The 25,858-nt window shown below is 31.9% G+C and carries 20 protein-coding genes; 1 reads left to right on the top strand and 19 read right to left on the bottom strand.

What is annotated here, in order from left to right:
* Nucleotides 1-50: 50 nt before the first annotated feature.
* Nucleotides 51-2,312, bottom strand: coding sequence for an S-layer homology domain-containing protein (locus BN2390_RS03840; RefSeq protein WP_053983031.1), 2,262 nt, complete (start codon nt 2,310-2,312; stop codon nt 51-53).
* 588 nt (nt 2,313-2,900) lie between these two features.
* Nucleotides 2,901-4,202: a PHP domain-containing protein gene (locus BN2390_RS03835; protein ID WP_053983030.1), complete on the bottom strand. Its 1,302-nt coding sequence runs from the start codon at nt 4,200-4,202 to the stop codon at nt 2,901-2,903.
* 349 nt (nt 4,203-4,551) lie between these two features.
* On the opposite strand from BN2390_RS03835, the gene BN2390_RS03830 reads away from it, so the two are divergent.
* The gene (locus tag BN2390_RS03830; protein ID WP_053983029.1) at nt 4,552-5,067 is read left to right on the top strand and encodes a DUF11 domain-containing protein; all 516 of its coding nucleotides are present in this window, start codon (nt 4,552-4,554) and stop codon (nt 5,065-5,067) included.
* Nucleotides 5,068-5,117: 50 nt separating this feature from the next.
* On the opposite strand, the gene BN2390_RS03825 is transcribed toward BN2390_RS03830, so the two are convergent.
* From BN2390_RS03825 to BN2390_RS03745, 17 genes are all read right to left on the bottom strand, one after another.
* The gene (locus BN2390_RS03825; RefSeq protein WP_053983028.1) at nt 5,118-7,265 is read right to left on the bottom strand and encodes an EAL domain-containing protein; all 2,148 of its coding nucleotides are present in this window, start codon (nt 7,263-7,265) and stop codon (nt 5,118-5,120) included.
* Nucleotides 7,228-9,390, bottom strand: coding sequence for a sensor domain-containing diguanylate cyclase (locus BN2390_RS03820; protein ID WP_053983027.1), 2,163 nt, complete (start codon nt 9,388-9,390; stop codon nt 7,228-7,230). The genes BN2390_RS03825 and BN2390_RS03820 overlap by 38 nt, the downstream gene beginning before the upstream one ends.
* Nucleotides 9,391-9,617: 227 nt before the next feature.
* Nucleotides 9,618-10,529, bottom strand: coding sequence for a nucleotidyltransferase family protein (locus BN2390_RS03815; protein WP_053983026.1), 912 nt, complete (start codon nt 10,527-10,529; stop codon nt 9,618-9,620).
* Nucleotides 10,530-10,772: 243 nt separating this feature from the next.
* Nucleotides 10,773-11,996: a pyridoxal phosphate-dependent aminotransferase gene (locus tag BN2390_RS03810; RefSeq protein WP_053983025.1), complete on the bottom strand. Its 1,224-nt coding sequence runs from the start codon at nt 11,994-11,996 to the stop codon at nt 10,773-10,775.
* A gap of 68 nt (nt 11,997-12,064) precedes the next feature.
* Nucleotides 12,065-12,721 (bottom strand): HAD-IA family hydrolase, encoded by a 657-nt coding sequence (locus tag BN2390_RS03805; RefSeq protein WP_053983024.1) that lies wholly within the window; start codon nt 12,719-12,721, stop codon nt 12,065-12,067.
* Nucleotides 12,711-14,309, bottom strand: a complete 1,599-nt coding sequence (locus tag BN2390_RS03800) for an aldolase catalytic domain-containing protein (protein ID WP_053983023.1) — start codon at nt 14,307-14,309, stop codon at nt 12,711-12,713. The genes BN2390_RS03805 and BN2390_RS03800 overlap by 11 nt, the downstream gene beginning before the upstream one ends.
* A complete protein-coding gene (locus BN2390_RS03795; protein ID WP_053983022.1) occupies nt 14,299-14,970 on the bottom strand; it encodes an acylneuraminate cytidylyltransferase family protein in 672 nt (223 codons plus the stop codon). Before BN2390_RS03795 ends, BN2390_RS03800 begins: the two co-directional genes overlap by 11 nt.
* Nucleotides 14,971-15,006: 36 nt before the next feature.
* Nucleotides 15,007-16,419, bottom strand: coding sequence for a lipopolysaccharide biosynthesis protein (locus BN2390_RS03790; protein ID WP_053983021.1), 1,413 nt, complete (start codon nt 16,417-16,419; stop codon nt 15,007-15,009).
* 2 nt (nt 16,420-16,421) lie between these two features.
* The gene (locus BN2390_RS03785; protein ID WP_053983020.1) at nt 16,422-17,276 is read right to left on the bottom strand and encodes a 6-hydroxymethylpterin diphosphokinase MptE-like protein; all 855 of its coding nucleotides are present in this window, start codon (nt 17,274-17,276) and stop codon (nt 16,422-16,424) included.
* Nucleotides 17,273-18,565: a glycosyltransferase family 4 protein gene (locus tag BN2390_RS03780; protein ID WP_053983019.1), complete on the bottom strand. Its 1,293-nt coding sequence runs from the start codon at nt 18,563-18,565 to the stop codon at nt 17,273-17,275. The genes BN2390_RS03785 and BN2390_RS03780 overlap by 4 nt, the downstream gene beginning before the upstream one ends.
* Before the next feature lie 17 nt (nt 18,566-18,582).
* Nucleotides 18,583-19,608 carry an EpsG family protein gene (locus BN2390_RS03775; protein WP_053983018.1) on the bottom strand — a complete coding sequence of 342 codons (1,026 nt, stop codon included), beginning with the start codon at nt 19,606-19,608 and terminating at the stop codon, nt 18,583-18,585.
* Between the two features lie 42 nt (nt 19,609-19,650).
* Entirely contained in the window at nt 19,651-20,775 is a 1,125-nt protein-coding gene (gene wecB, locus BN2390_RS03770) for a non-hydrolyzing UDP-N-acetylglucosamine 2-epimerase (RefSeq protein ID WP_053983017.1), read from the bottom strand.
* Nucleotides 20,776-20,778: 3 nt separating this feature from the next.
* On the bottom strand, nt 20,779-21,891 hold the full coding sequence (locus tag BN2390_RS03765; protein WP_053983016.1) for a capsular polysaccharide biosynthesis protein CapF: 1,113 nt from the start codon (nt 21,889-21,891) through the stop codon (nt 20,779-20,781).
* Entirely contained in the window at nt 21,891-22,916 is a 1,026-nt protein-coding gene (locus BN2390_RS03760) for a polysaccharide biosynthesis protein (protein WP_334291883.1), read from the bottom strand. Before BN2390_RS03760 ends, BN2390_RS03765 begins: the two co-directional genes overlap by 1 nt.
* Nucleotides 22,913-24,148 (bottom strand): glycosyltransferase, encoded by a 1,236-nt coding sequence (locus BN2390_RS03755; RefSeq protein ID WP_053983014.1) that lies wholly within the window; start codon nt 24,146-24,148, stop codon nt 22,913-22,915. Before BN2390_RS03755 ends, BN2390_RS03760 begins: the two co-directional genes overlap by 4 nt.
* A gap of 64 nt (nt 24,149-24,212) precedes the next feature.
* Nucleotides 24,213-24,983: a glycosyltransferase family 2 protein gene (locus BN2390_RS03750; RefSeq protein WP_053983013.1), complete on the bottom strand. Its 771-nt coding sequence runs from the start codon at nt 24,981-24,983 to the stop codon at nt 24,213-24,215.
* Between the two features lie 11 nt (nt 24,984-24,994).
* Nucleotides 24,995-25,858, bottom strand: a complete 864-nt coding sequence (locus tag BN2390_RS03745; RefSeq protein WP_053983012.1) for an NAD-dependent epimerase/dehydratase family protein — start codon at nt 25,856-25,858, stop codon at nt 24,995-24,997.

Genomic DNA, 25,858 nt, shown 5'->3' with positions numbered 1-25,858 from the left:
TAATTTTTAAATCCCTTTTGATTCATAAAGTCAGCTTTGTTTATGCAATCTTATTTTATAATTTGGCTTAGTACACCTGCCATTTGTTCACGTGTAAGAGGGGCTGTTACATTTAATGTATCATTTACCTCTTGAATCATGCCCTTATCTATTAATGCAGCTATATAACCTTTTGCCCAATTAGGAATACTTGCATTGTCTTTATATTTCGCTAATACTTTATTCGCCGCTTCTGTTTGTAATGGTTCTATCTTTTGTAAATTAGAAATTGCTACTAAAATTTCTGCTTTTGTAATAGTTCCATTTGGTCTAAAGCTATTATCTTCATAGCCTACCATAATTCTTGCATCGATACATTTTTGTACCGCATTGTAAAACCATTTATCAGGTGTGATATCCTTTAAGTCTTTAACGGATTCTTGGACAGGTTCTATAATTAGTTTTGCTAATACTTGAGCTGCTTCTGCACGTGTAATTTCTTTTGCAGGCTTAAAACTATGATCTGTGTATCCTTGCATTAATCCTTTAGTGATTACTTTTTTGATGGCACTATAATGTACTTGGTCTTGAGCAACATCTCTCAAATTGCTCATTACCTGCTCCATCTCATTTTCTGCAATTACATTTTTCATTTCAATGCTTGTGGATACTGACTCTATTTTTTCAGCTTTTTGTCGTTGAGGACTTCCACTTCCTCCACCTGAAACGTTTGCAGGTTTTTCTTTGACTGCTGCTGGGGCTACTTTTGCTTTTGACTCTTCTTTGGCTACCGCTGGGGCTACTTTTGCTTTTGACTCTTCTTTGGCTACTGCTACTACTTTGGCCTTTGGCTCTTCTTTGGCTGCTACTACCTCTTTGGCCTTTGGCTTTTCTTTGGCTACTGCTACTACTTCTGCCTTTGGCTCTTCTTTGGCTGCTACTACCTCTTTGGCCTTTGGCTTTTCTTTGGCTACTGCTACTACTTCTGCCTTTGGCTCTTCTTTGGCTGCTACTACCTCTTTGGCCTTTGGCTTTTCTTTGGCTACTGCTACTACTTCTGCCTTTGGCTCTTCTTTGGCTGCTACTACCTCTTTGGCCTTTGGCTTTTCTTTGGCTACTGCTGGAGCTACTTCTACTTGTACTTCAGCTTTTGGTTGTTCTTCTTTTTTTGGTTGTTCTTCTTTTTTCATTTCGTCTTTAGGTTGTTTTTTGGCTACTTCGTATATTTCTTTTTCTGCATCGTAGATTAATGCCTCTAACTTAGCAGTAAAATATTTTAATCTTTCCTGACTTAAATCTTTGTTTTCTATAGATTCTCTTAATCCTTGTGCTAACTTATTTAACGATTCTAAGGACATTACTTCATTTTGCACAAGAATTTTTTCTGTTTTACACTCAATAGAGGCTTTTTGATACCATTTCTCTAGATTTTCTGTATGGTATATCAACACACTTCTTTGATCTTGATTGGGTGCATTATTTGCAAAATCTAAAGCTCCCTTTAATGCATCTAGAGACGCTACCTTACATTCTCTATTTGCATCAATACATTTTTTAGCTCTATCCTTTTGATCATTTAATGCATCACGTTCGTCTTTAAACTTTACAATCTGTATATTCTGTAATTCAGTTCTAAATCCATCTACTACTTTTCGTAAGTTATCATTTTTTCTTTCTAACTCTCGGATTGCTTCATAGATATCACTTTTATCCGTCTCTAAAATTTCAATAAAGGGATGTCCGGTTTTAGTGATTTCATTCTCATTATCTAAATCTTTGATTTGTAATGTGCCTAAAGCTTGACGGATATTTCTACAAAGTATCTTGATATCTTGAATTTCTTCCACTTTTTCTTCAAGCATTTTATTTAGAGGACTACCTTCTTGTAACATTCCCTTTACCACTTCCATTTGTTCTTGGATTTGGTCTAAACGTCCCCCGCTATAAAGAAGTTCTGCATCTATTGTTGCTTCTTGAAGAAGTACTGTATAGGCATCAACAACGTCTCTATAAGCACGTATATTCACGACTTCTTTTTGATCAAATGCTTGTGCTTCTTTATCGTCTAACAACTTAATTTTTGCTTCTGCACTTTTGAGCTTGATTTTATAATCCATGCTATCTATAGACTGTATAAATAAAGATTCAATTTCTTCCTGTAATTGATAAGATGGATCTAAAGGAATGACTTCATTAGATGCTTCTACGTGAGGTGTTGCTTCCCTTATGGTTGTCATCTCATCAGTTGCATAAATAGTGGTAATAGGAACGCATATACTAGATGTTACCATAGCTACTGATAATAATATTTTAAAACGTTTTTGATATTTCATATGTACTCCTTATATTATAATTTTACGTGTATAAAATTTAATTAAATCACCAAATAAAATCATCATTATAATATAACTCTCCATACTTTCTTTATACAAAAATCAAACTTGTTACTCAAAGCGCTTTAATCTTATCTAATCTCTTAACCATTAACTTTTCTAAGCACACTATGTGATTCTTGCACCTCACTCTAGCATGCCTTGTCCCCTTACCCTTAAGCATAGTACGCTCAATCCTATGCTGACTTTATTATTCTTGTTTCAAATGACTTTTTACTTGTTTATGATTTTATTCATAGGTAATTCTTCATTTTATACCGCATTAAATATATTAATAATTTTATCAATACTTGTCTACATTTTTTTACATTTTTCCCCTAACCTTACGAAATCTTAAGGTTTCTCATCTCTTATTTGCTTTCATTTTTACACTTTTTTTCTATATATTATATTTTTTATACACTTTTATTTATTTGATAATTCATAAAACAGACTTACAAGTCTTCATCAAAGCCAATCACTTTGAATTCTCTAATAACTAAAAGGCATAACAAGATCTCTTGATCTTATCATGCCTTTTGATCATTTCTATACTTCTATCATGTTTTCTGTTGATGCTCCAAAGCATTTGTTAAGTAAATCCTCAGTACGTTTTTGTGTGAGTTGTAACAATAAAGGTGCATCTGATTCTTTTCGTAGATAGCCTAACATCGCACGTCCCTCTTCAAAACAAAGGGCATCATGTAGTGGGAAGTATTCACTAAGCAAGAAGCGTGCATAACTGGTCAGGCGGTAATTTCCATGTACCCTTTCACTTTCTCCATGACGAGACTCTACAGCCACACTATACCCACCTCTAATGGCTTCAAAAAGATGCTCTTTATCCTTCCCTTTAGCAAATACAATAGTCTTTGCTTCATTGAACCAATCTGTAGTTAAAACAGAATGAGAATCACTACTTCCTACGATTGGAATATGATTGAGTCCCTTTGCACGCATCTCATTATAAAGTGCCCATTGCATATTGTTCTCATGAGTTGTCTGTCCACCTAATAATTCAAAAGCATCAAAAGGTTTTTGCTCAAACTGGTGAATACTTAAAGCCATAGATACATTATACACATCTGCAATCCAGTAAGGATGGGCAAAGATCGATAGGCCATTGGCTTCTTTGATTTTGCTATACACCCATAGACAAGCAGCATAGGTAAAGGCATCTACGCCCTCAGGGCAGACTAATGTCTTTTGAATAGCCTCTACTTCTTCAAAATACTTCTCCTTATCCGCTTGGAATAAAGCATTTACACTCCACTCTCCGCCAAAATGCACGATATGTACAGGATTCTCAGGTGCATGAACTTCCTCACCTGGAAGAATGGTCAACCCAAGTGGTACATCTTTATAAGCCTGGATAGCACGTAATGAAGGTGCGTACTGATAATGGTCTGTAATAGCTAAAAAGTCAAAGCCTGTTTGTCTATAAATACCACACACAAATTCTGGTGACTCTTTCCCATCTGAAAAACAGCTATGTACATGTAGATCTCCTCGGTAAGGGCGACGCTCATATAAATCTTGTTCTACCGCATAGATAGAAAGTTGTACAACCTGATTACCTGCTTCATCAAAGACACGTAAATAATATTCTTGCTCATCGCCAAAAGCATAGTCAAAGACAAGCTTTTGATCCTTTACACAGACCTCTACTTGGTCAAAAGAAGGATTTCCACGGTATAAGCCCTTACATAATGGCACAATCCCAACCTTATAAAGTCCACCTTCTTTAAGCTGTGTACTATAATCAACAGATACTATAGTCACTTGTGATACGTGATGTGCCAGAATAACTTTTGGATACACATCATAAAGGGATAATTCACGTTTCATCATACATCACACTCCTTATTTCTTATTATAAGCTAATCCAAAACTAGGAACAGCTATGAACAAAAGATTGACAATTATACAAATTTAAAGCCTTATGATGATAACTTATTCAAAAAAATTGAACATCCTCTCTATCTCTAATATTAAAAAATTTTTAGCTCTTTTTGGTACATGCTCTTTTCTCACTACATAATATAAAGAGAATTCTATTTTAAAAAGGAGCTAAAAAAAATGAAGATCAGCGGACGAGTCCTTCTCACCCCTAATAGTAGTACAAACATTAACTGACACCAATGGCAACTATTCTGTTTCAAACACCATCACCAATCATAATTTTGGCACTTGGTGGAATATGTCTGACCATAACTCTGGTGACGACTTACAATATACCCTTACCTTTACCAACTCAGGTCCTGCTAGAGCGACCGGGGCAACTGGAGTATGTGATTGTACTCCAAGTATCTATGCTGAATTGAGATTATGTAATAATCTACCTTGTACCTCATCAGGTACACTGCCTATGTGTTTCACCTTTTCCAGCCTACCTACATTACCTTTGCAGAATAATGCTATTTTGCTTCCTCCAGGATATGTGTACTACATTAGTTGGTCCATTTGCTATGACCAACTAGAATGTACCACTCATCTCTATGGTGGATTAATGCTCAATGATTATTTTATAGAAGAAAGTATGTGCAATGTAAGTTGCTCTAGTCCTCATCTGCAACAATCTACACTAGTAGGCTCTGCACTTATTGAAGCACGGGCATCTCACAATGCACTTGCTCTCTTCTTCTCGGCTCATCAAGCGATTAATGTTTGTACAGCTAGTCTAAAAATCATGGCGGTTGGAAAGTTACCTATTTAATTGTTTTAAATAAAAAGGAGACTGCCATAATCTTTATGACAATCTCCTTTTTAAGCCTCATACACCATGTTACTATATATATCCTCTCTAAAGGTCATATAGGGCCTTTCATCTGATACATATTGAGTTAACGCGCTAAAAGGCATCGCTGGGCTATAAAGATAGCCTTGATAAATGTTACATCCTAGCTTTTCTAATACCTGTCTTTGTTCTTCTGTCTCTACATATTCAGCTATAACATCAAAATCCATTCTCTTTGCCAGTTTAATAATGGACTCAATGATATCTCTACTTCGTTTGTTGTGCAGAACCTCCCTTACTAGAGAACCATCTAACTTAACCACATCAAACTGGATGTTCTGCAGATAACTTATGGAGCTATGTCCCATTCCAAAGTCATCCATCAAAATTTGCACACCACATCCTCTTAGTCTATCCAATAACCCTTCTACTTCCTTTGTAGGTCTTAGGGCAACTTGCTCTGTAATTTCAATCCCTAATTCACTAGGTAATATATTGTATCGTTCAAGAGTGTTCTCTATTTGATCTACTAATGCTGGATGACTCAGTTGCTCTACTACAATATTTATAGACATCTTCATCGATTTATCTGTAAAAGATTTAAGGGTTTCCAAGTCCTTACATGCTTGTTGGAGTACCCATTCGCCTAGTTCATCAATCAAATTACCTTCTCTCGCTAAATCAATAATCAACGGTGGATAAATAAATCCACCAGCATAATGATTCCATCTTAATAGTGCCTCTACACCTATAAGTTCACCATGTATATTATGTTGTGGCTGGTAATACAGATTTAAGGCATCTGTATGTAATGCTTGCTCTAAATCATTAATCATATACTTTCTCATAGATATCAAGTCATTTTTACCCTGAACTTTTACACTCTCTTGGCCACTTTCCTCTAATTCTTTTATATTTTGAGTTACCGCTTCAATACCTGCTTTGATAATACCTTCTTGCCTTTTTTCTAATTTTTCAACAAAAGGAATATAAATACATACACCTATGATCACATTGACTAATTGCAATACCGCACCCGCCCAGGACTGTGTTGCCATCGCTCCACTTATAAATACAGGTGTTACCCAGGAAATACTTTGAATAGTCATAGGCACCCATCCTAGTTTAAATACGATATAAGATACGATCGTCAAAACAAGAGGTGTTAAAATAAAAGGTATAAACATAATCGGATTTAAGACAATTGGCATCCCAAATACTAAAATCTCATTAATATTAAACAAAATAGATGTAATGGACAGTTTCCCTATCCTTTTCGTACTCTTTCCTCTTAATAAAATGGCTATTACTAAGCAAAGAAGGCTACCACAGCCCCCTATGAAAACAAATACATCAAAAAAGGTTTTGGTAAATATAATACTAGGTTCTCCACCACTTGCTAAGACATTAATATTAGTTATTAACCCTGTCTCAAAGTGTTCTTTTGCTACAGGATCTAAAATATTGCCCCCGTGCATACCAAAAAACCAAAAGATTTGTAAAAAGAAGACATAGACTATTGCAGCCACCCAACCTCCTTCAAAACTTCCTAAGATCTTTCTAGCCATATATAAAAAGACTTCTTGAATATTAGGGTTATGAAGCCAGTTTACAATAATATAATTCAACATACTAAACACGACAATAACAACGATACTTGGTATAGTAATCTCCATGGCTATACGCACCCTAGTATCTGCCCATGGAATATACTTCTTGCCCATCTTATTTCTAAGTCCTTTGACCCATATAAATAACACAGACGCTGCACTTGCTACACACATACTTGTAAATAGCCAAGCTATAGTAAATATATCTGTGGAAAATCCATTGTCCCCCACAGCATAAATGATGTAAGCACACAAAGCAACGATTGCTATAATAATACACGTTGTGGGTTCCTCTTCTCTTAGTTCTGCATAGCTATAAGCAATACTTACTACCAAAACTAAGGATAAAATATCAAAGATATCCTTGCTCATCAGCTCCAGCAAATAAAGTAACACCTTACCCATATCTCCATACAAAAAGGCTTGGTAACCCACTATAGGAAGGGTCTTTAAGACAAGTGCTATGGACCCTAACATAAGGAGTGGTATACACATAACGAGTCCCTGTCTTACGGCTTGTACTATTTTATTATCTATCCATTGAGTGATTAAAATTTTCGTTCTCATTTCGTCCTCCGCTATACTCTAATTCACCTATAACTCTATTACGTCCTAGTCCCTTTGCCTCATACAAATATCCATCTGCTCTCTTGATTATATCTGCCAATCCCTCTTCATCCTTACCAACAGCCACACCTAAACTTCCTGTTGCCGCTATGCTTACCCCTTCATCTGTTACAACACCGTACGCCTCTATGAGCATTCTGATTTTCTGCGCTCTAGCTTGGGCAGCTACTTGGTCTACATCAGAAAGTATAATCAAAAATTCCTCCCCACCATATCTCCCAATAAGGTCGGTCTTACCAATATGCCCTTTAGCAATCCCAGCAATCTCCTTAAGTACTCTATCACCAGCCATATGTCCATACTGGTCATTAATACGTTTAAAATGATCAATATCCAACATAATCACCCCCGTACTTATGCCCTTTTCCTTATTAGCCTTCAGGCTTACTTCTCCTCTTTTCATGATTTCTCTTCGATTCAATACATCTGTTAATCCATCATAATTGGCTAAGTATTTGACTTCATCAAACAACCTGGCATTTTCTAAGGCTATGGCTACATAGGTAGTGAGCATCTTAAGCTTATTGACATCTTCTATATTATAAGTATATTTCTTATAGCTTTGAAGCATCATGACCCCTATAATCCTATCCTCTATAATAAGAGGTGAAAAGATTGCTGATTGAACAGAATGCTTGGGCTGAGTACTTGCTTTCATATCATTCTTTATGTATTTCATATACTTCACATAGTGGCTATATTCCTTTTGTATATCATTGATAACAATATCCTTCTTATTTCTAATGCAATAACCGCCAAAGCTGTACTCCGCATCAATAGACACCTTCCCTAGATCCAAATACCTCTCCTTGTCCACAAATAACTTATAATCTAGCATACGTTCTTTGGCATCATATAAGGCAATTCCCACTTCATCTACCTCTAAGAGTTCCTTAATGGCCTTATAAATAGCTTCTAAGGCACGCTCTATTTTTAAATTAGAGGTAATCTTCTTACCCACTTCTGATACAAGATTCATTTGGTCATAGAGAAGCTTATAGACCTCTACCTCCTGTATCTTGTGATGATTTTGTAATCTAGACATATAAATACTACTCTTATAAGTAGATTGATTTTGATGATTAAGATAACTCTTCTCCAAAAATACAAAGGCTTCCTCAAATCTACCTAGCTTCTTATATACTTGGCTCAGTTGATACTCTATGTCTTTCTTCTCTATAACTAACTCCGTTTCTGCAACTCTTTCATAAGCTTGTCTTAATTTAACTTCTGCTTCTACAACATTTCCTCTTTGCAAATAACACTTTGCCCACTCAGATAATACAGATATATAGGATAATTCCATCTTACACGCCAATGCACTCTCACATGCGGCCTCAAATTCCTGATCCGCACCTTCATAATCCCCTCTCCTACATTTGATAATCCCTATTTGACATAACACCTGTGCCTCATAAATCTTGTAGTTCCCATCTTGTAAATAACCAAGGTTCTCCCTACACAACTCATAGGCTGCTTCTACATCACCTAGTTCAAACATAGCAAGGGACTTCATGTGATTAATGGTAATCTTATGCTGTGTCAGGAGCTCATAAAACCCACTCTCTAAGAGGGTCATCATCTCTAGAGACTTATTGTACGCCTCCATAAAAATATAAACCTGAGCGGTATTCATAATCAATGCAGTCAATACTTCCATCGTTCCCAAATCATTTGCACATTTAATCCCCTCTAAGCCATAGGTTATGGCTAACTCGAACTCACCTAATTTCAAGTGATCAGCTAACAATCCATTATAGATTGCAGGTAAACGCTTCTTTTCCTTATGTTTCTTAAAATAAAATAGTGCCTGCATACGATATTCAATGGCCTTTTTATATTCATTCAAACTATTATAACACCATGCCAACCAATTCAATATACACATCTGAGCATACTCATAATGACATGTCTGGGTAATTTCTATAACCTTTTCTATAACCTCTTTTAATTCAGAGGGTGATATGCTGTGCTGCTTCTTGGCAAACTCCTCAAAAAACTGAATGTAATCTTCACATGCTCTTAATCTATTAAAATGTTCCTCTAGTCCATTAAATACTTTCATTAGCCCTCCCATATGTTAACTACACCAAACACTATTTTTAAACACAATTATATAATATTTCCTTTTATCTCACTATGCAAGTAAACCTTTTTAAACTTAGTAGACCACCATCTTATTAGCTATTCTTAAAAGATTTATATCTATCTGTATCTAAAAGACTAAGAAAAACATAAAAACACCTATAAGTAATGCATATTACTTATAGGTGTTTTTCATTGTATCTGTTATTATTTCCAAAGTCTTTCTGGATACTTACCCTCTTCTTTTAACTTAGCTAAAGCTGCCATCACCTGTGGCTTGTCCTCTTTGTAAGTCACACCTTGCCAGGTATCATGAGACGCATAAACTTTCACTTTAGCCTTTTGTTTCTCAATCAACTCACCAATGGTTGTCGGGATCAAACACTCTGACTTTTCCACATCTAATGGTACTTCATGGGCTAAGAAATCCACAATATCCTCTTCTAACTGTGCAAAAACGGCTGGTGTTAATGCCCACATATTCATAGATACAAGGCTGTTTGGATCTACATCCACCCAAGTTCCTTTATCCATATAGCGTACCACACCTTCTTGACGCTCAATCTGTTTACGCTCTACAATCTCAGAAAGGTATTCCCCTTCCATCTTACATACACCACGGGTTACATGCCCATGGTCTGTCAACGTATTATCTAGAATATACCCCACCATGGCATACTCATCCATTCCATTTTCTTGTACCTGACATAAATGACGGTACATATGTACAAAAGCCTCTGGCCCATAATAATCATCTGCATTTAACACTACAAAAGGTGCATCTACTCTATCCTTACAGCACCAAATGGCATGAGTGGTTCCCCAAGGCTTTGTACGTCCCTCTGGTACTGTATAACCTTGTGGTAAAGTTGTAAGCTCTTGATGCGCATATTGGACTTCTATAAAATCAGCAATACGATTCCCAATCACATCACGAAAGTCTTGTTCATGCTCCCCCTTGATAATAAGTACAGCCCTCTTAAATCCCGCACGAATGGCATCAAAGATAGAAAAATCAATGATAATCTCTCCCTGCTGTGTAATCGGGTCAATCTGCTTCAATCCACCATAGCGACTTCCCATCCCTGCAGCCATGATCACTAATATTGGTTCTTTCATTTGTAAACTCCCCTCTTATCTTTTGATGAGTAAAGGCATCAACTAGCCATCTTCCCGCCAATCGCTCTCTCTCATATTCTCTCTTAAAATTGTGCACAGATCATCACGAATCTAGTATTTTCGTGAGAGTGCAGTATTCACTTCATCCTATCCTATATCAGGAGTATAATAGACATATAGCATGTATAGATTCCATTTATCCTCCTGCTATGAACGATGCACAAGTTGTAGGTTGGCGTGTAGCTAGTTTAGCTTTGCTACTTTAAGAGAGTTAGTACTGTTGCTACTATACTCATTTAATGCTAGCCTTAATATATTCATAGCTCTTCTTAGATCTTCTTCCCTAATTGCATAAGATATTCTAACTTCATCTACTCCCATGCCCTTGGTTGCATAAAAGCCTTCTGCCGGAGTAATCATAAGAGTTTCTCCATCAACATCAAACTCTGTAAGCATCCATATAATAAATTTTTCTGCATTATCTACTGGTAACTTAACTATTGTATAAAAAGCTCCTTCCGGCTCAGATGCTATGACACCTTCTATAGAGGATAACTCTTTAAATAAAACATTTTTTCTTTTCTCATATTCAGCTTTAACTTCTTCTAAGTATGTATTAGATACTTTATATAAAGCTTCCGCACCAACCATCTCTAATGTCGGTGCAGCTAACCTTGCTTGACACAATCTATATATGGCATTAATAAATTCTTTATTCTTGCTTATTACGGCACCAATCCTAGCTCCACAAGCAGAATATCTCTTTGATATAGAATCAATTATAATTACCCTATCTTTAATACTCGTATATATTCCAAAACTGATGGCTTTATTGTTTCCATAAGTAAAATCTCTATATACTTCATCACTTATAATAAATAAATCATATTTTTCTGCAATATATATCAGTCGTTCCATCTCTTCCTGTGTGTATACAGTACCCGTTGGATTTCCCGGATTAGAAATTAATATCGCCTTTGTCTTTGTTGTTATGCTACTTTCTATTTGTTTTAAATTAGGCAAATGGAATCCACTCTCTGCACATGTACTAATTGGATTAACTTTTATTTGTAACATACTAAAAAAGCTATTATAATTTGCATAGTAAGGCTCTGGTATTAATATTTCATCACCTTCATCACAAATAGACATTAGTGTAAATATCAAAGCCTCACTTCCACCATTTGTTATGAGAATATCCTCTTTTCTATAATCTAAGTCATTCTCTTTATAATAATTTGATATCGTATCTAGAAGTTCTTTCCTACCTGCTGAATGGCAATATCCTAAAGTTTCTATTGAATAATTATTTATAGCTTCAAAGAATTCATTAGGTGTCTTTACATCAGGTTGACCTATATTTAAATAATATATCTTTTTATTATTTCTAACAGCCTTTTCTGCATATGGTAATAATTTTCTTACAGGTGATACTTTTACATCATTTATTCTTTTAGATATCTTCATACTAATACTACCTTATTAAATAAATTTATAAATACTAGTTAGCATAATGTCATATAATATTTATATTACTAATTCATTTTACCTAAAAAATATTGTATATCTTTTATTTGATTCGTTGCTAGTACATTTTTGCAGCTACCAATCTCTTGATTACCTTTGAATCCAAATCCATATGTTACTGCTATAAAATCTACCCCCACTATTTCTGCACCTTTTGCATCATGCAATGTATCTCCAATCATAACAGACTCATCTACTGATATATTTACACTCTCACATGCAATTTTAATTAAATCATGTTTTTTTAATGTACCAGCTTCATTGGCCCCATGTACTGTGTCAAAATATTCTAAAAGATTAAATTGCTTTAGAATTGCAATTGCTTGATCCTCTCTTTTAAGTGTTGCAACAGTTAACTTACATCCTCTTTTCTTAAGATTTTGTAATAGATTTTCAATACCTTCATATAGTGTTGCTTCATACATACCTATCTGCCAGTATGTTTCTCTATACATATTAGTAGCCTTTTCAGCTAATATACTATTCATTTTACATATGTCCATAAAAGAATCGTATACAGGTGGCCCCACAAACCTACTTAGCACTTCTTCATCAAGTTTATCATACCCTAATTTTTCTAGTGAGCTATTAACTGAATTGAATATCCCTTGTGATGTATTTAATAATGTTCCATCTAAATCAAATATAATATTTTTATACTTCATTAGTTCCTACTCCATATCTAGTTGGTGTAATGAACTTCATCTCTATTTCATCAGAATAGTAATCTAAAGCTAATTTAATATTTTTATTAAGTTGCTTAATATTCTCCTGTTTTGCAGGTAATTTTAAACTTGCATTAGTATAATTTTCTGCTGTTTCTAATGAATATCCATCAAATCCGGCAAATGTTACTCTTCTTGCACTACAATTAATTAATAATTTAATTAATAATAGTGTCGCATTACTCTCTACTGCTTCAAACTCATTTAATAATGAATTATAATTTACAACATAACTATTTCCTCCATCTAATTTAATATTAGAGGTTTTTATGATATTGTTTTTACCAACTATATTTGCTTCTTCTAATTGATGATAACGTTTTGAATTACTTACAAATATATAGTCCACGTCTATTTCTGATGGATTAAAATTCACACTAAATATTACTGGATTATAGGCATGAACATATGATGCTATTTGCTCTTGATATATTTCTAAACTTTTTCCTGGAGCAATAATAAGTATCTCTTTGTTATATACAACCTCTTCTAAGTATTCTAAAATCTTTGTATCATCAACATTATTATTTTGATATTCTATATAAATTTCTTCTATATAATTTTTATCAAAAGTGTTCCTCTTTTCAATATCAATTCTTTTTAATATATCACTCATCTCATTAATCATTAGACAATTTTTATCATCTAAATATGTTGCATAATTAGGGTGACAATTAAATTTTGCAGATAAATAATGTGCTAAAGAGTACCCCCAATAATTTTCTGCATAAATTGTATTAAGGATATCATCTATTATTTGTAGTAATGGATTAATAACATATGTTTTACCCACTGCATCATTTAAATAACTAGTGAATAATTCTGTATTTAGATTACCTGCTCCTCTTCCCATGCCAAATACAGATGAATCGATAATAATATTTCTGTGAGTATGTATACTGATTAAAGATTGAGCATTAGAATATGCTAGCTGTAGATTGTTATGTGCGTGATATCCTATAGATATCTCATTATTCAAATTATTGTCCAAAAGATAAAACATTCTTGTTAAATCATTTTGTTTCATCACTCCAAAACTATCTACAATATAAAAAGCATATGGATTGATATCATTTACTTGATTTACTAATTCTAATAACTCTTGATCAGAGTAATTAATTGTGGCCATAGGTTGTATAAAAACTCTATACCCCTTATCTTTGATTTCTTTAGCATAATCAATAGCACTATTTACTTGGTGTTGATGAAATACAATACGAATTCCAGAAATCATTCCTCCTTTATAAGACGGAATATCTTCTATGCCATATTCACCTAGGTTAATCATTCCTACATACATAGTATCTTTCTTTGGAGTAAGAATATATTCTTCCATCTCTTTAATAGTATTAAACTGACTTTGATCTTTAGTCCAATTATTCTTATTACTCAAAAATCCACATTCTATAATTTCTATACCGGCACTAGATAGTTTTGAAATAACAGTCTTTATATTCTTCTTTCCAAAATTCCAGTTATTCACATATCCTCCATCTCTTAAAGTACAATCTAATAGTTTAATTCTCATCTCGTACCTCTTTCTTATGCATCATTTGATATATAGCATTAGCTATTTGAAAATCTTCCGGCTCATCAATATCTACAGCTTCTATCTTAGACACTTCTTTTAGATAAGGTTTAAACCCAATTCTTCTATTATGTTCTAGGATAATTTCTTTATTATATATATAAAAACCACTTGTTTCACTATACAAACTTTCTAAATCTTGAGTTCTCGGTATGTTCGCTAAATCATAATTAAAAGGTCTATTATCTTTCCATATAAATTCTTGTATTCTTTGAACCGCTAATGCTGAATCGTACTTTCCTGTTTTAACTAGTTCTAATGCTATTTCTATACTTTTAGAAGCAATAAAGGGTGAAGTTGCATGCGTCATTAGATAAATATCTGCATCTACATCTTGTGCAAAACATTTCAATACTTCATTCATTTTAGTTGATGCTGTGTCTAAACTTTGTTTGCGACTTAAATATTTTACCCCATTTGGAATATATTTCTTAATTTTAGCATTGCTACAATAAACATATACTTCATCTATCCCTTTTACCTCTAGTAAAGTACTCAATATATAATGACATAATGGCTTTCCATTATGAAAAGCCTTTGTATTCTTATTGGGAAGACGTTCATTATTCAGTTTCATAGGTACCACTGCAACTGTTTTCATTATTTTATCCTTTCATCTATTTTTAATTTAAATTTATTATTTATAAATAATACTATTTATTTCTTTCTTTATATTTTTGATATTTATCATTAACACTATAATTATCACTAAGACAATTATAATTCTAATAATCAAATTATTAAAAAATAACATAATTAAAAATGTTGCTCCCACAAATATTAGTGACAATTTAATAATATATCTTATATCATATATCTCTTCTTCTTGTATTCTTTTCATAAATAAATAATGCATTATAGCCAATATTAGATACCCCCCTAGAGTAGTATAAGCAGCTGCGACATACCCAAATATATTTATAAAAATAAGATTAGTAAAAATATTAATTAAAGCCGCTGTTAAACTACCTAACATAATAAATGTTGTTTTTTTGTAATAAAATTCTATATTAGCAAATAACATATATATAAATGTAAAATAAATCCCTATTACAACAGGTGGTATAATCCATATTGCCTCCCTATACTCTGGAGGAGCTAATATATAAACAGCCTCTGGGGTAGCACATATAAATAAAATAGATATGATTATGTACAATTTAATAATTATATTGGAAGTTTTTTTAATTTTTTCACAATTTCTATGTTCCATACATTTTAACGTCATTGGCATATAGGAAGAATTAATAGCTGACCCTATCATAGACATTATACTTGCTGCTGAATAACCAATACTATAAATACCTGCTTTATCTAGTCCTATTATATTAGCTATCATTATTCTATCTGCTTGATTTAGTATAGTACTCGATATATAATGAGGTATCAATGGTAGAGAAAATTTAATTGCATATATCCAATATTTAATTTTAACTTTAAATTTTCCTTGAAAAATTATATAAATATATATGATCAAATTAATTATAAGTGGTACTATGCTAGAAAAAATTATTTTGCTCATATATTTTTCTTGAGGATACAAACATACTCCAATATATCCTAATAAAGCATTAAAAAAAGCTGTAAAAATTACTAGTACAGTACATAATTTATATTTATAATTAAATCTTTCTTGCATTGTCCAAAATGACATTGCCGGCGAAAGAAGTATCACAATAAATAATAAATCTATAATCTGTGGAGGTAACTGGATTATTTGTTGAATAGGGTGCTGGAATACTCTATATACTACATAAAATATTATTGTTGATAAAGTTGTTAATATTAATAAAGAACTCGTATATTCTTTTATGTTATTTTTAAAATCAATCATTCCTTTATTATAAGTACTACTAGCTATAGATAGTGTTAATATAACAGTTAATAATGTTAACCAAGATTGATATATACTTATTTTTCCATATTCTTGCTCACTTAAAATTCTTGTAAATATAGGAGTAGTAAGTATTCCAATAGCACTTTGTATAAAATTAGCTATCATGAACCACAAGGATGCTTTTATAGGAGACGATAATTTATTTTTAAGCATATTTATTCTCCATTAATACTACTATTTTCAAATATTTTATCCAAACATATTCTATCAAATATTTCTAATTTCCCTCCTCTAGTAGCATTATATATTTTTATTTTATGTGCATTTGCATATTTTTTAGCAGCTTCAAAATCTGGAAAAATATAGTTATGATCATTATATATATCTATACTTTTTTGTTCTGCATAACTATCTAAAAAATAGTTTTTCTGTCCCACTTGTTCTACTATTTTTCCATCTTTTGTTTTTGTCATAGCATAATTACAATCAATTCCTATTAAATATATTTCTTTAAATCCCATATATACTGCCATCTCTATCATATAGGTAGCTACTGTTCTTGCTGGATAAGTATACTTAAGTGCATTTCCAGAAAATTTTCTTTTAAAAGGATATGTAAAATTACATTTTAGTGTTGTACCTAATACCTTTTTAGGTAATTTCCCATTAAATTTACTTGATATATACTTTTTTATTTGCTTTGTAGTTAATACAATACTTATATCACTTGACAATAAATCTTTATAAATTTTTTTCATCAAAGGTTCATCTACAATACACATATAATCTGGTCTCCACTTAGTCAAATTAAATGCTTGGTACATCCTATTACAACTTATTGTTTTTTCTTTTTTTTCATATAATATATCTAAATCTTCTATTCTAAGACTTGGTCCACTTCCTATAATAAAGCATCTTTCATTATTGTGTTTATTTTTTAGTAGACTTAATTCTTGATCATTTTGACTCCTCCATATTCCCCTATCTTTAATTTCTCCCAATATATCACAAACAAAAAAATTATAAATAGGTGTAATAACTACCCTCCTCATAATACTTTTAATTTTCATTTCACTACTTCCTCCTTGCAATTTTGATATTTATCTTCTATTATTTCAGTGTAAATTTCTATTAATCTATTGGTATTCTTAGTTTTGTTATGAGTATCTCTAGCATGCTTTTTTGCTTTCTCTGAAATTCTTACTTGCATATCCTTGTCTTTAAATACCTCACAAATATAATAAGCTAGCATATAGGGTGCATCCCCTTGATATATAAATCCTTCTTCTTTATGTTGCATCATGTCCATTACTCCCCCTACATTAGATGCTATACAAGGAACACCTAAAATCATTGCCTCTCCTAATGAATTTGGACTATTTTCTATGGATGAAGGGCAAATAAATAAATTTGATTTTAGATATCTTTCACACATCTCTTTTTCATCTAAATATCCTAGAAATGTTATATTATTTTCTAATTTATAATTTTTAATCAATTTACTTATATATTTTCCATATGCCGTCATCAAAAGCTTATCTTTTAAGGTATCTGCCTTAGTAATATTTTTTCCACTTATATATAATTTAGTTTGTGGAAATTGTTTAACTACATAGCACATAGCTTCTATTACATAGTGTAGGCCTTTTATTGGATAATCCGCTTGGCTTAAGAATATAGAGAACTCTTCAATTTGATTGTATTTCCACTCATATTGATAGAAGCTCTCTCTTAAAGTTTCATTGCAAAAATGATATCTTGCCATTGGATTAATCTGAGATGTACAAGCTCTATCCCAACTTGTACGCCCAATAATATTTTCAGTACCTTTTAGTGCCTTAATTTCATTTTTTCCTCTATATATAAATTTTTTTCTTAATTGTCTTACACTATCTCTATTTAAAATATTTCTGATTGTGTTTCCAAATATAACTCTATTAGGCAAATTTGCATACATATGTTTTTCATAAATAGAAACTAATCCTTGTATAGATATGACTGTATTGATATTTCTTTTATTTGCTACATTTATCATCGCGAGACTATGATTCATCTCTGTCCCATAGATATGTATAATATCTGGGTTAATGTCAGCCACTATTTCATCTAATTGGCTATTATTATCTATCATCTTTTTAGTATTTACTAAACTTATTGCGTAATATTTTATTAAAGAACCCTCTAATTTTAAAGTTTCTTTAATTCCTTTTTGTGGAAATATGATATGTAAATCACATCCTGCTTTTGCAGCTAAGTCTTGAGAGGCATTTATTAACCATCCTCCAATAGGTAGTGGGGACTCGTTCATTAATAAACTCGCCTCTGGTAAAGGTATATTGATCATCCATATTACTTTCATGTATATCCTCCTATGAACTATCTTCCAAACAGTGTAGTATAACTTGAATATGCCTCATGCCATATAGGATTTATAAAAAATGATGTATATCTCAAAATATAAATTCCTATCATGATTAAAAAAAGTATTTGTCTATATAACTTAGTTTTTATAGTTTTAAATACAGCGGGAATAGTAACTATTAGAAAAACATCAAAATACATACCTATTCTTGTTAACATTGATAGTTTGAAACATAATATGGATATGATAGTTGCAATTAGTGAAAGCTTTGCATAAATCATGTCTCTATATTCGAGCTTATTTATATTTAAAAGTATAATAAAAAAGTAAAAACTGGATAATACTGTAGCTCTAAAAGAATTTTTCAATCCTTGCTCAAAATAAACCTTATAATGTGCAGGGAAGTATTCTAATACAGTATAAATAATTATATCCAAAATAGGTGTTGCTATAAGTATAGCTAGTATTCCATATATTATCATAGTATTTTTTCTTTTTATCTTAGAATCATTTATAATAAAATATATAGGTAATAATATAATTGCACTTTTATGAAATCCCATAGCTATTAAGATACTTAAATAATACTTAAAACATTTTTTTTCAACTATATATTTAGTAGCTATTATAAAAAAACATATCGCAATAGTTTGTCTTATAGTAGATAAATGAACCAAGAATAGATATGGGTTTATCAACCAAATTAATACACTAAATAAGTAGCTATTTCCTCTATTTGCATACTTCATAAATAAGTATATAACTACTATATAAAATAAACTAATAATAGCTATAAATAAATAAAAGTTAGGTAGTAATAGATTTAGCCCCTTAAAAAGTATATCATTTGATCCCCATCCCCCTAATCCACTATTCATAGCTGTATGCATATTATAGTAAGTTATATAGTCATTCCCATAATTATATCTTAGTGCTAAAAATAAATATAAAATAGTAAAAGATATCATATGATAAGGAACTCTTTTCTGTTTATCTGGAAAGCTAAAAAGTAATGCTGTTGCTAATATCATATGTACCATCTTACTTCCTCCTTTAGTTTTAATAAATATAGCTCTTCCACATTACTTCCCCCATACCGTTTTATTCACAATATGAGTATAACTCTGAATTAATTTAACTACTTTTACAGACACATTTGTATCTAAATAATCATGTGGTAATACAGTTTCTTCTTTATTATCTTGCATAGCTACTGCTAATTCCATAGCCTGTTCTACATCATTCCCTTTGATACCACCAACGACAACAGTTCCTTTATCAAGTACTTCTGGTCTCTCTGTAGATGTACGAATAAGCACTCCTGGGAATCCAAGCATTGCACTTTCTTCTGATAATGTTCCACTATCTGAAAGTACACAATAGCTATTCATTTGAAGTTGATTATAGTCCAAGAATCCAAACGGTTTAAGTGTTTGTACTAACGGATTGAATTCAAACTTTCTAACTTCAATAAACTTTCTACTTCTTGGATGTGTAGAGTAAATTACTGGCATTTGGTACTTCTCTGCAATATTATTAATAGAAGTCATAAGAGACATAAAGTTTTCTTCATTATCAATGTTTTCTTCTCTATGAGCTGATACTAAGATGTACTTTCCTTGTTCTAATCCCAGTCTTTCTAATACATCACTTTGTTTAATATTTGGCATATGATCTCTAAGTACCTCTTGCATAGGCGATCCTGTTACAAAGATTGTCTTACCATCAATACCTTCTGACATCAGATATCTTCTTGAATGCTCTGTATAAGGAAGGTTGATATCTGAGATATGGTCTACAATCTTACGGTTAATCATTTCTGATACATTCCAATCCCAACATCTATTGCCTGCTTCCATGTGGAATATAGGTACTTTCAGCCTTTTAGCTGAAATTGCTGATAAAGCTGAGTTAGTGTCTCCTAACAAAAGAACTGCATCTGGCTTTACTTGCTGCATAAGTTCAAATGACTTAGCAATGATAGTCCCCATTGTTTCTCCTAAGTCTTTCCCTACACTCTCTAAGTAATAGTCCGGCTCTCTAAGCTCTAAATCTTCAAAGAATACTTGATTAAGTGTGTAATCCCAGTTTTGCCCTGTGTGTACTAATATATGGTCAAAGTATTTATCACAAGCTTTAATTGTTGCTGATAATCTAATAATCTCTGGTCTTGTTCCTACTATTGTCATTACTTTTAACTTTTTCATCTCTTAAACCTCCTCAAAGTATGTATCTGGTTCCTCTGGCTTGAAACATTCATTACACCACATAAAGGTTACTAAATCAGTTGTTCCTTTATTTATAATGTTATGTGTGTATCCTGTTGGAATATCTACTACTTCTATCTTATCTCCACTTACGTGATACTCTATAATGTCATCTGTTCCTATTTTTCTAAACTGAATCAGGCCTTCTCCACTTACTACTACAAACTTTTCAGTTTTTGTATGATGCCAGTGATTGCCCTTAGTGATTCCTGGTTTAGAAATATTCACAGAGAATTGTCCTCTATCTACTGTACGAAGAATTTCTGTGAATGAGCCTCTATTGTCTACATTCATTTTAATTGGATAGCTAAATTGATCTTCTGGTAAGTAACTTAAGTATGTACTATATAACTTCTTGGTAATAGCATCTGACATATCTGCTACACTTAAGTTTTCTCTACTTTCTTTGAATGAATAAATAAGTTCTACAATCTTACCAAGCTCTAATGGGTGTACTGGCTCTACGTAACAATACTCACCTTGTACATTAGCCCGCCCTTCTACTGCCGTAATAAATTCATTAACAATATCATCAATGTATACTAAGTTAATCACTACGCTTGGATCGTTCACTTGGATTGGTAAATCATGTGCAATATTATGACAGAATGTAGCTACCACACTATTATAGTTTGGTCTACACCACTTACCAAAAGCATTTGGTAGTCGATAGATATAACTTGTTACACCTGTGTAGTCCATCCATTCTTTAATAGCAATTTCTGAACCTAATTTGCTTACTCCATATGGATTATCTCTATCTGCTTGAATAGATGATGAAAGTAGGATAGGCGTTCTTTTGTTATGCTTCTTAAGTAACTCAATGATCTGCTCTGTAAGACCTTTATTACCTTCTGCAAATTCCTTATCGTCCTTTGGTCTATTCACACCTGCTAGATGAATAATAAAATCTGCTTTAATTAAAAACCTTTCTAAATCTTCTATGCTATTTTCTATATCATATGTAAGTAATTCATAGTCTTGTCTTGTCTTAAGCTCAGCAACAAGATTTTTGCCTATAAAGCCATTTGAACCTGTAATTAATAATCTTTTCATTATTCATTCCACCCTTTTAACTCTTCTTGTACGATATCTAAAGTTAAAAGTAATTCTCTTACACCTGGTACATCTAATCTATGTGTGTTGTGTGAGTTATACTCTTCTGTAGTAGATAGTTTTTGATCCCCTTCTACAAAGTACTTATCATAATTTAAATCTCTTTTATCTGCTGGCACTCTGTAGTAGTTACCCATATCCTCTGCATGAAGGAATTCTTCTTTTGTCATAAGCGTTTCATAAAGTTTCTCTCCATGACGCGTACCAATGATTTTGATTTCATTATCTGCATCAAATACTTCTTTGATAGCTTGTGCTAAGTCCCCTACTGTACTTGCTGGTGATTTTTGAACCATAATATCTCCTGAATTCGCATGTTCAAAAGCATGAAGTACTAAGTCTACTGCTTCTCTAAGATCCATAAGGAAACGAGTCATTTCTGGATCTGTTACAGTGATTGGATTACCTGCTTTAATTTGGTCAATGAATAGTGGAATAACCGATCCACGTGATGCCATAACATTTCCGTATCTTGTACAACAAATCATTGTCTTATCTTGAGATACTGTTCTTGATTTTGCTACAATAACTTTTTCCATCATCGCTTTTGAAATACCCATTGCATTTATTGGATAAGCTGCTTTATCTGTTGAAAGGCAGATAACCTTTTTAACACTTGCTTCAATAGCTGCTGTAAGCACATTTTCTGTACCAATAATATTTGTCTTTACTGCTTCCATGGGGAAGAATTCACATGATGGTACTTGTTTAAGTGCTGCTGCATGGAATACAAAATCTACATCATACATTGCATTTTTAATACTATGTAAATCTCTTACATCCCCGATAAAGAACTTAATTTTATCATTTTTGTATTTCTTACGCATATCATCTTGTTTTTTCTCATCTCTTGAAAAAATACGAATCTCACCAATACCTGTATTTAAAAATCCTTCTAATACTGCATTTCCAAATGATCCTGTTCCACCTGTAATTAATAAAGTTTTTCCCTTAAACATGACTATATACTCCTACTTTCTTGAATCATTTTAATTATTTTTTCACTTGCTTTATAACTATTTTTTTCTTTTATGACAAATTTTCTTGCCTTATCACCAAAATTCTTTCTTTCTATATCTGATAAATTAAGTACTTTCTCTAAAGTATTAGTAAGTGATTCAATAGAATCAGTATCCACATAATAAAAATAATCATCATACTCATCAGGTATTCCATCTAGTTTATATGCAATTACTGGTTTCCCAGTTAATAAATACTCCATATTTTTGGATGGAAAAGAATACTTGGTAAACTCCTCATTATTTTGTCTAGGGTTTACTAATACTGTCGCTAAATTTTGTAATTTGACTGCATCTTCATTGGATAATTGCCCTAAAAACTTAATTCTCTCATTTTTAGATGCATATTCTTTAATAATATCTTCTGCATCCCCTCTTCCACACAATTTCAAATAAACATTATCTAAATTTATTTTATTAAAAGCCTGAACTAAATTTATAACACCAAACTTCTTATTTAATGAACCTGTATAGACTACTGCCATAAAATCATCTTTCTGATTTACTTCCTTAATAGCATTATTATTCTTATCAATTTCAAAATTAACAACACCTTCAACAACAATAAATGGTCTCTTACCTATATTTAACATATCTTTCATAGCTTCCGTAAGTAATACAAAAGAATCTATATTTTTTACATGTTTTTCAAAAATATTAATATCTATCTTTTTCAAAAAGTCATAAGTAAGTGAACGCTTTTCATTTAAGTTCATAAATTGAGGTAGATCTGGTACCACTAAGCATATATGAATTGATGGATCTATTTTTTTCGCATATACTGCTGCTTGTAAAAAGGGTGTATGTGGAGAATAAACTATAATAGTTTTATTATTTTCCTTTTCTAGCGCAAATTTTTTTAAACTTTTAATTAAACTTATTTTTCTTGAAATATTTTTATATCCCCATATATTATTAAAAGTTACATAGTTACTATTTACTTTATCTTTATAAATTCCTTTTTCTCCTCTAAACTTAATCTCTGAAAAATCTTTTGGGAAAGCTCCTATAAAAGGGGCTGATAATATTTCTAATTCTAAGTCATTTATTTGAAGTAATCCATCAATTAAATTCCATTGTAGTTTATTAGCTGCATAATGAATTATTCCCTTTGATTTTTTTAATATTTCTTTTTCAATATTTTCATTAAAAACTCCACCTAAAAATAAAACTTTCATTATAATCACTCCATCACAGTTCAACTATCAAAAACCAGTTTTTATAACCAAAAGAACATTAAATTTAAAATATTCTTTTTTTAATTGCATTAAACATATAGCAAATTTGACAATATATACTATTTAATATCGAAAGTTGCTGTTCATTTTTTAAGCATAGATAATATCTTTTTGCATTTTTAACTTTATTACTAGATACTGAATTTTGAACTACTCTATATTCTGCTAAATTTTCATCTAAACCATATGCTATATATCCTCTTTTCAAATATTTCATCCATGTTAGTACATCTTCTAAATGACCTACCTCTACTTTGATTTCTCCTAATATTTTTTTATCCATAACTACCGTTAAACAACCTATTATTGTATTTTTCAAATATTGTTTATACGTAATTTTACTAGGTGCTCTAAATATTTTCTTTTTGTTTCTTTTATTACCATTCATAATTTCATATGAAGTAAATGTAAACCCATACTTATTTCTTAACATAAAAGGAATTTGCTTTTCTAATTTATGTGGTTTCCACTTATCGTCTGAATCTAAAAAAGCAATAAACCTTCCCTTAGATAATTCAATTGCCTTATTTCTTGCAGCTGCTGCCCCTGCATTAACTTCTTGATTATAAAGTTTTACCCTAGGATCCTTAGCTACATATTTTTCTACTATTTCTTTTGTACTATCAGTAGACTTATCGTTAACTATTATCATTTCCCAATTAGAGTATGTTTGTTGTATAACACTTTCAATACACTCTTCTAGATATTCAGCGCAATTATACGCCGGTGTAATAACTGACACTAGCTCTGTCATAACAAAATCTTTATTATCCATTATAATTCTCCTTAGCCTATACTTCTTCTAATAGACTCTTCAAAGTCTACAACACAGTACTTATAATCAAAGTCATCTGATATCTTTTTGTCATATATCTTGTTTCCTAGCACCTTATTGATAATCTCTAAATACCTACTAAAGAATCTAATAAATGGATTCCCTAATCCTATGAGCCATACCTTCTTACCCATACATTTAGCAGTTACTTGCACGATATCCCTCGTCCTTACATACTCTCTATTCTGCGGGAAGAAGATTCCTTCTGATTGATTCTCTACTAAAAGTCTCATAAACTCACAAAGGTTATCGATATAAATCATACTTCTCTTATTCTCTAATGAAGGGAATATTGGAGTAATCTTTGCTAACTTAATTAATTTAGGGAAGTTTCCTTTACCATTTGGTCCATATACCATTGGTGTACGGATAATAGCTGTCTTGAAGTTTTTATCATTTAACTTTTGTATTCCTAAGTCTGCTTGCAACTTACTATCTCCATAGAAGTTTAGTGCTTTAGGTTCTGTTTCTCTTGTAATAATATTTGTGATACCTACACCTTCATCTGCTCCATAAAGGATCATACTACTCATAAAGATGATTTGTTTAGCCCCATCTGTTTTAGCTTTATGTGCTACTTCAAGTGCGAGGTCTCTATTTACCTTGTAATAGAGTTCTTCCATTTTAGGATCTGTAGATACATGAGCTATACCCGCTACATGAATCACTGTATCATAACCATTGAAGTTAAGCTTTTTCCACTCTTCACCTTTAGTATCTACTGTATCTATTTTCCATTCTGGATTATGCTCTGCTGTCCACTTTTGAAAGCTTGTTCCTATGTAACTATTCTTACCTGTTATTAATATTTTCAA

The sequence above is a fragment of the Niameybacter massiliensis genome (assembly GCF_001282685.1).
Lineage (GTDB): Bacteria > Bacillota > Clostridia > Lachnospirales > Cellulosilyticaceae > Holtiella > Holtiella tumoricola.
This window is presented reverse-complemented; position numbering and strand designations above follow the sequence as displayed.

Coding starts and splice junctions, on each gene's coding strand:
- BN2390_RS03840 (WP_053983031.1), bottom strand. CDS start 2,312: ATGAAATATCAAAAACGTTTTAAAATATTATTATCAGTAGCTATGGTA.
- BN2390_RS03835 (WP_053983030.1), bottom strand. CDS start 4,202: ATGATGAAACGTGAATTATCCCTTTATGATGTGTATCCAAAAGTTATT.
- BN2390_RS03830 (WP_053983029.1), top strand. CDS start 4,552: ATGTCTGACCATAACTCTGGTGACGACTTACAATATACCCTTACCTTT.
- BN2390_RS03825 (WP_053983028.1), bottom strand. CDS start 7,265: ATGAGAACGAAAATTTTAATCACTCAATGGATAGATAATAAAATAGTA.
- BN2390_RS03820 (WP_053983027.1), bottom strand. CDS start 9,390: ATGAAAGTATTTAATGGACTAGAGGAACATTTTAATAGATTAAGAGCA.
- BN2390_RS03815 (WP_053983026.1), bottom strand. CDS start 10,529: ATGAAAGAACCAATATTAGTGATCATGGCTGCAGGGATGGGAAGTCGC.
- BN2390_RS03810 (WP_053983025.1), bottom strand. CDS start 11,996: ATGAAGATATCTAAAAGAATAAATGATGTAAAAGTATCACCTGTAAGA.
- BN2390_RS03805 (WP_053983024.1), bottom strand. CDS start 12,721: ATGAAGTATAAAAATATTATATTTGATTTAGATGGAACATTATTAAAT.
- BN2390_RS03800 (WP_053983023.1), bottom strand. CDS start 14,309: ATGAGAATTAAACTATTAGATTGTACTTTAAGAGATGGAGGATATGTG.
- BN2390_RS03795 (WP_053983022.1), bottom strand. CDS start 14,970: ATGAAAACAGTTGCAGTGGTACCTATGAAACTGAATAATGAACGTCTT.
- BN2390_RS03790 (WP_053983021.1), bottom strand. CDS start 16,419: ATGCTTAAAAATAAATTATCGTCTCCTATAAAAGCATCCTTGTGGTTC.
- BN2390_RS03785 (WP_053983020.1), bottom strand. CDS start 17,276: ATGAAAATTAAAAGTATTATGAGGAGGGTAGTTATTACACCTATTTAT.
- BN2390_RS03780 (WP_053983019.1), bottom strand. CDS start 18,565: ATGAAAGTAATATGGATGATCAATATACCTTTACCAGAGGCGAGTTTA.
- BN2390_RS03775 (WP_053983018.1), bottom strand. CDS start 19,608: ATGGTACATATGATATTAGCAACAGCATTACTTTTTAGCTTTCCAGAT.
- wecB (WP_053983017.1), bottom strand. CDS start 20,775: ATGAAAAAGTTAAAAGTAATGACAATAGTAGGAACAAGACCAGAGATT.
- BN2390_RS03765 (WP_053983016.1), bottom strand. CDS start 21,891: ATGAAAAGATTATTAATTACAGGTTCAAATGGCTTTATAGGCAAAAAT.
- BN2390_RS03755 (WP_053983014.1), bottom strand. CDS start 24,148: ATGAAAGTTTTATTTTTAGGTGGAGTTTTTAATGAAAATATTGAAAAA.
- BN2390_RS03750 (WP_053983013.1), bottom strand. CDS start 24,983: ATGGATAATAAAGATTTTGTTATGACAGAGCTAGTGTCAGTTATTACA.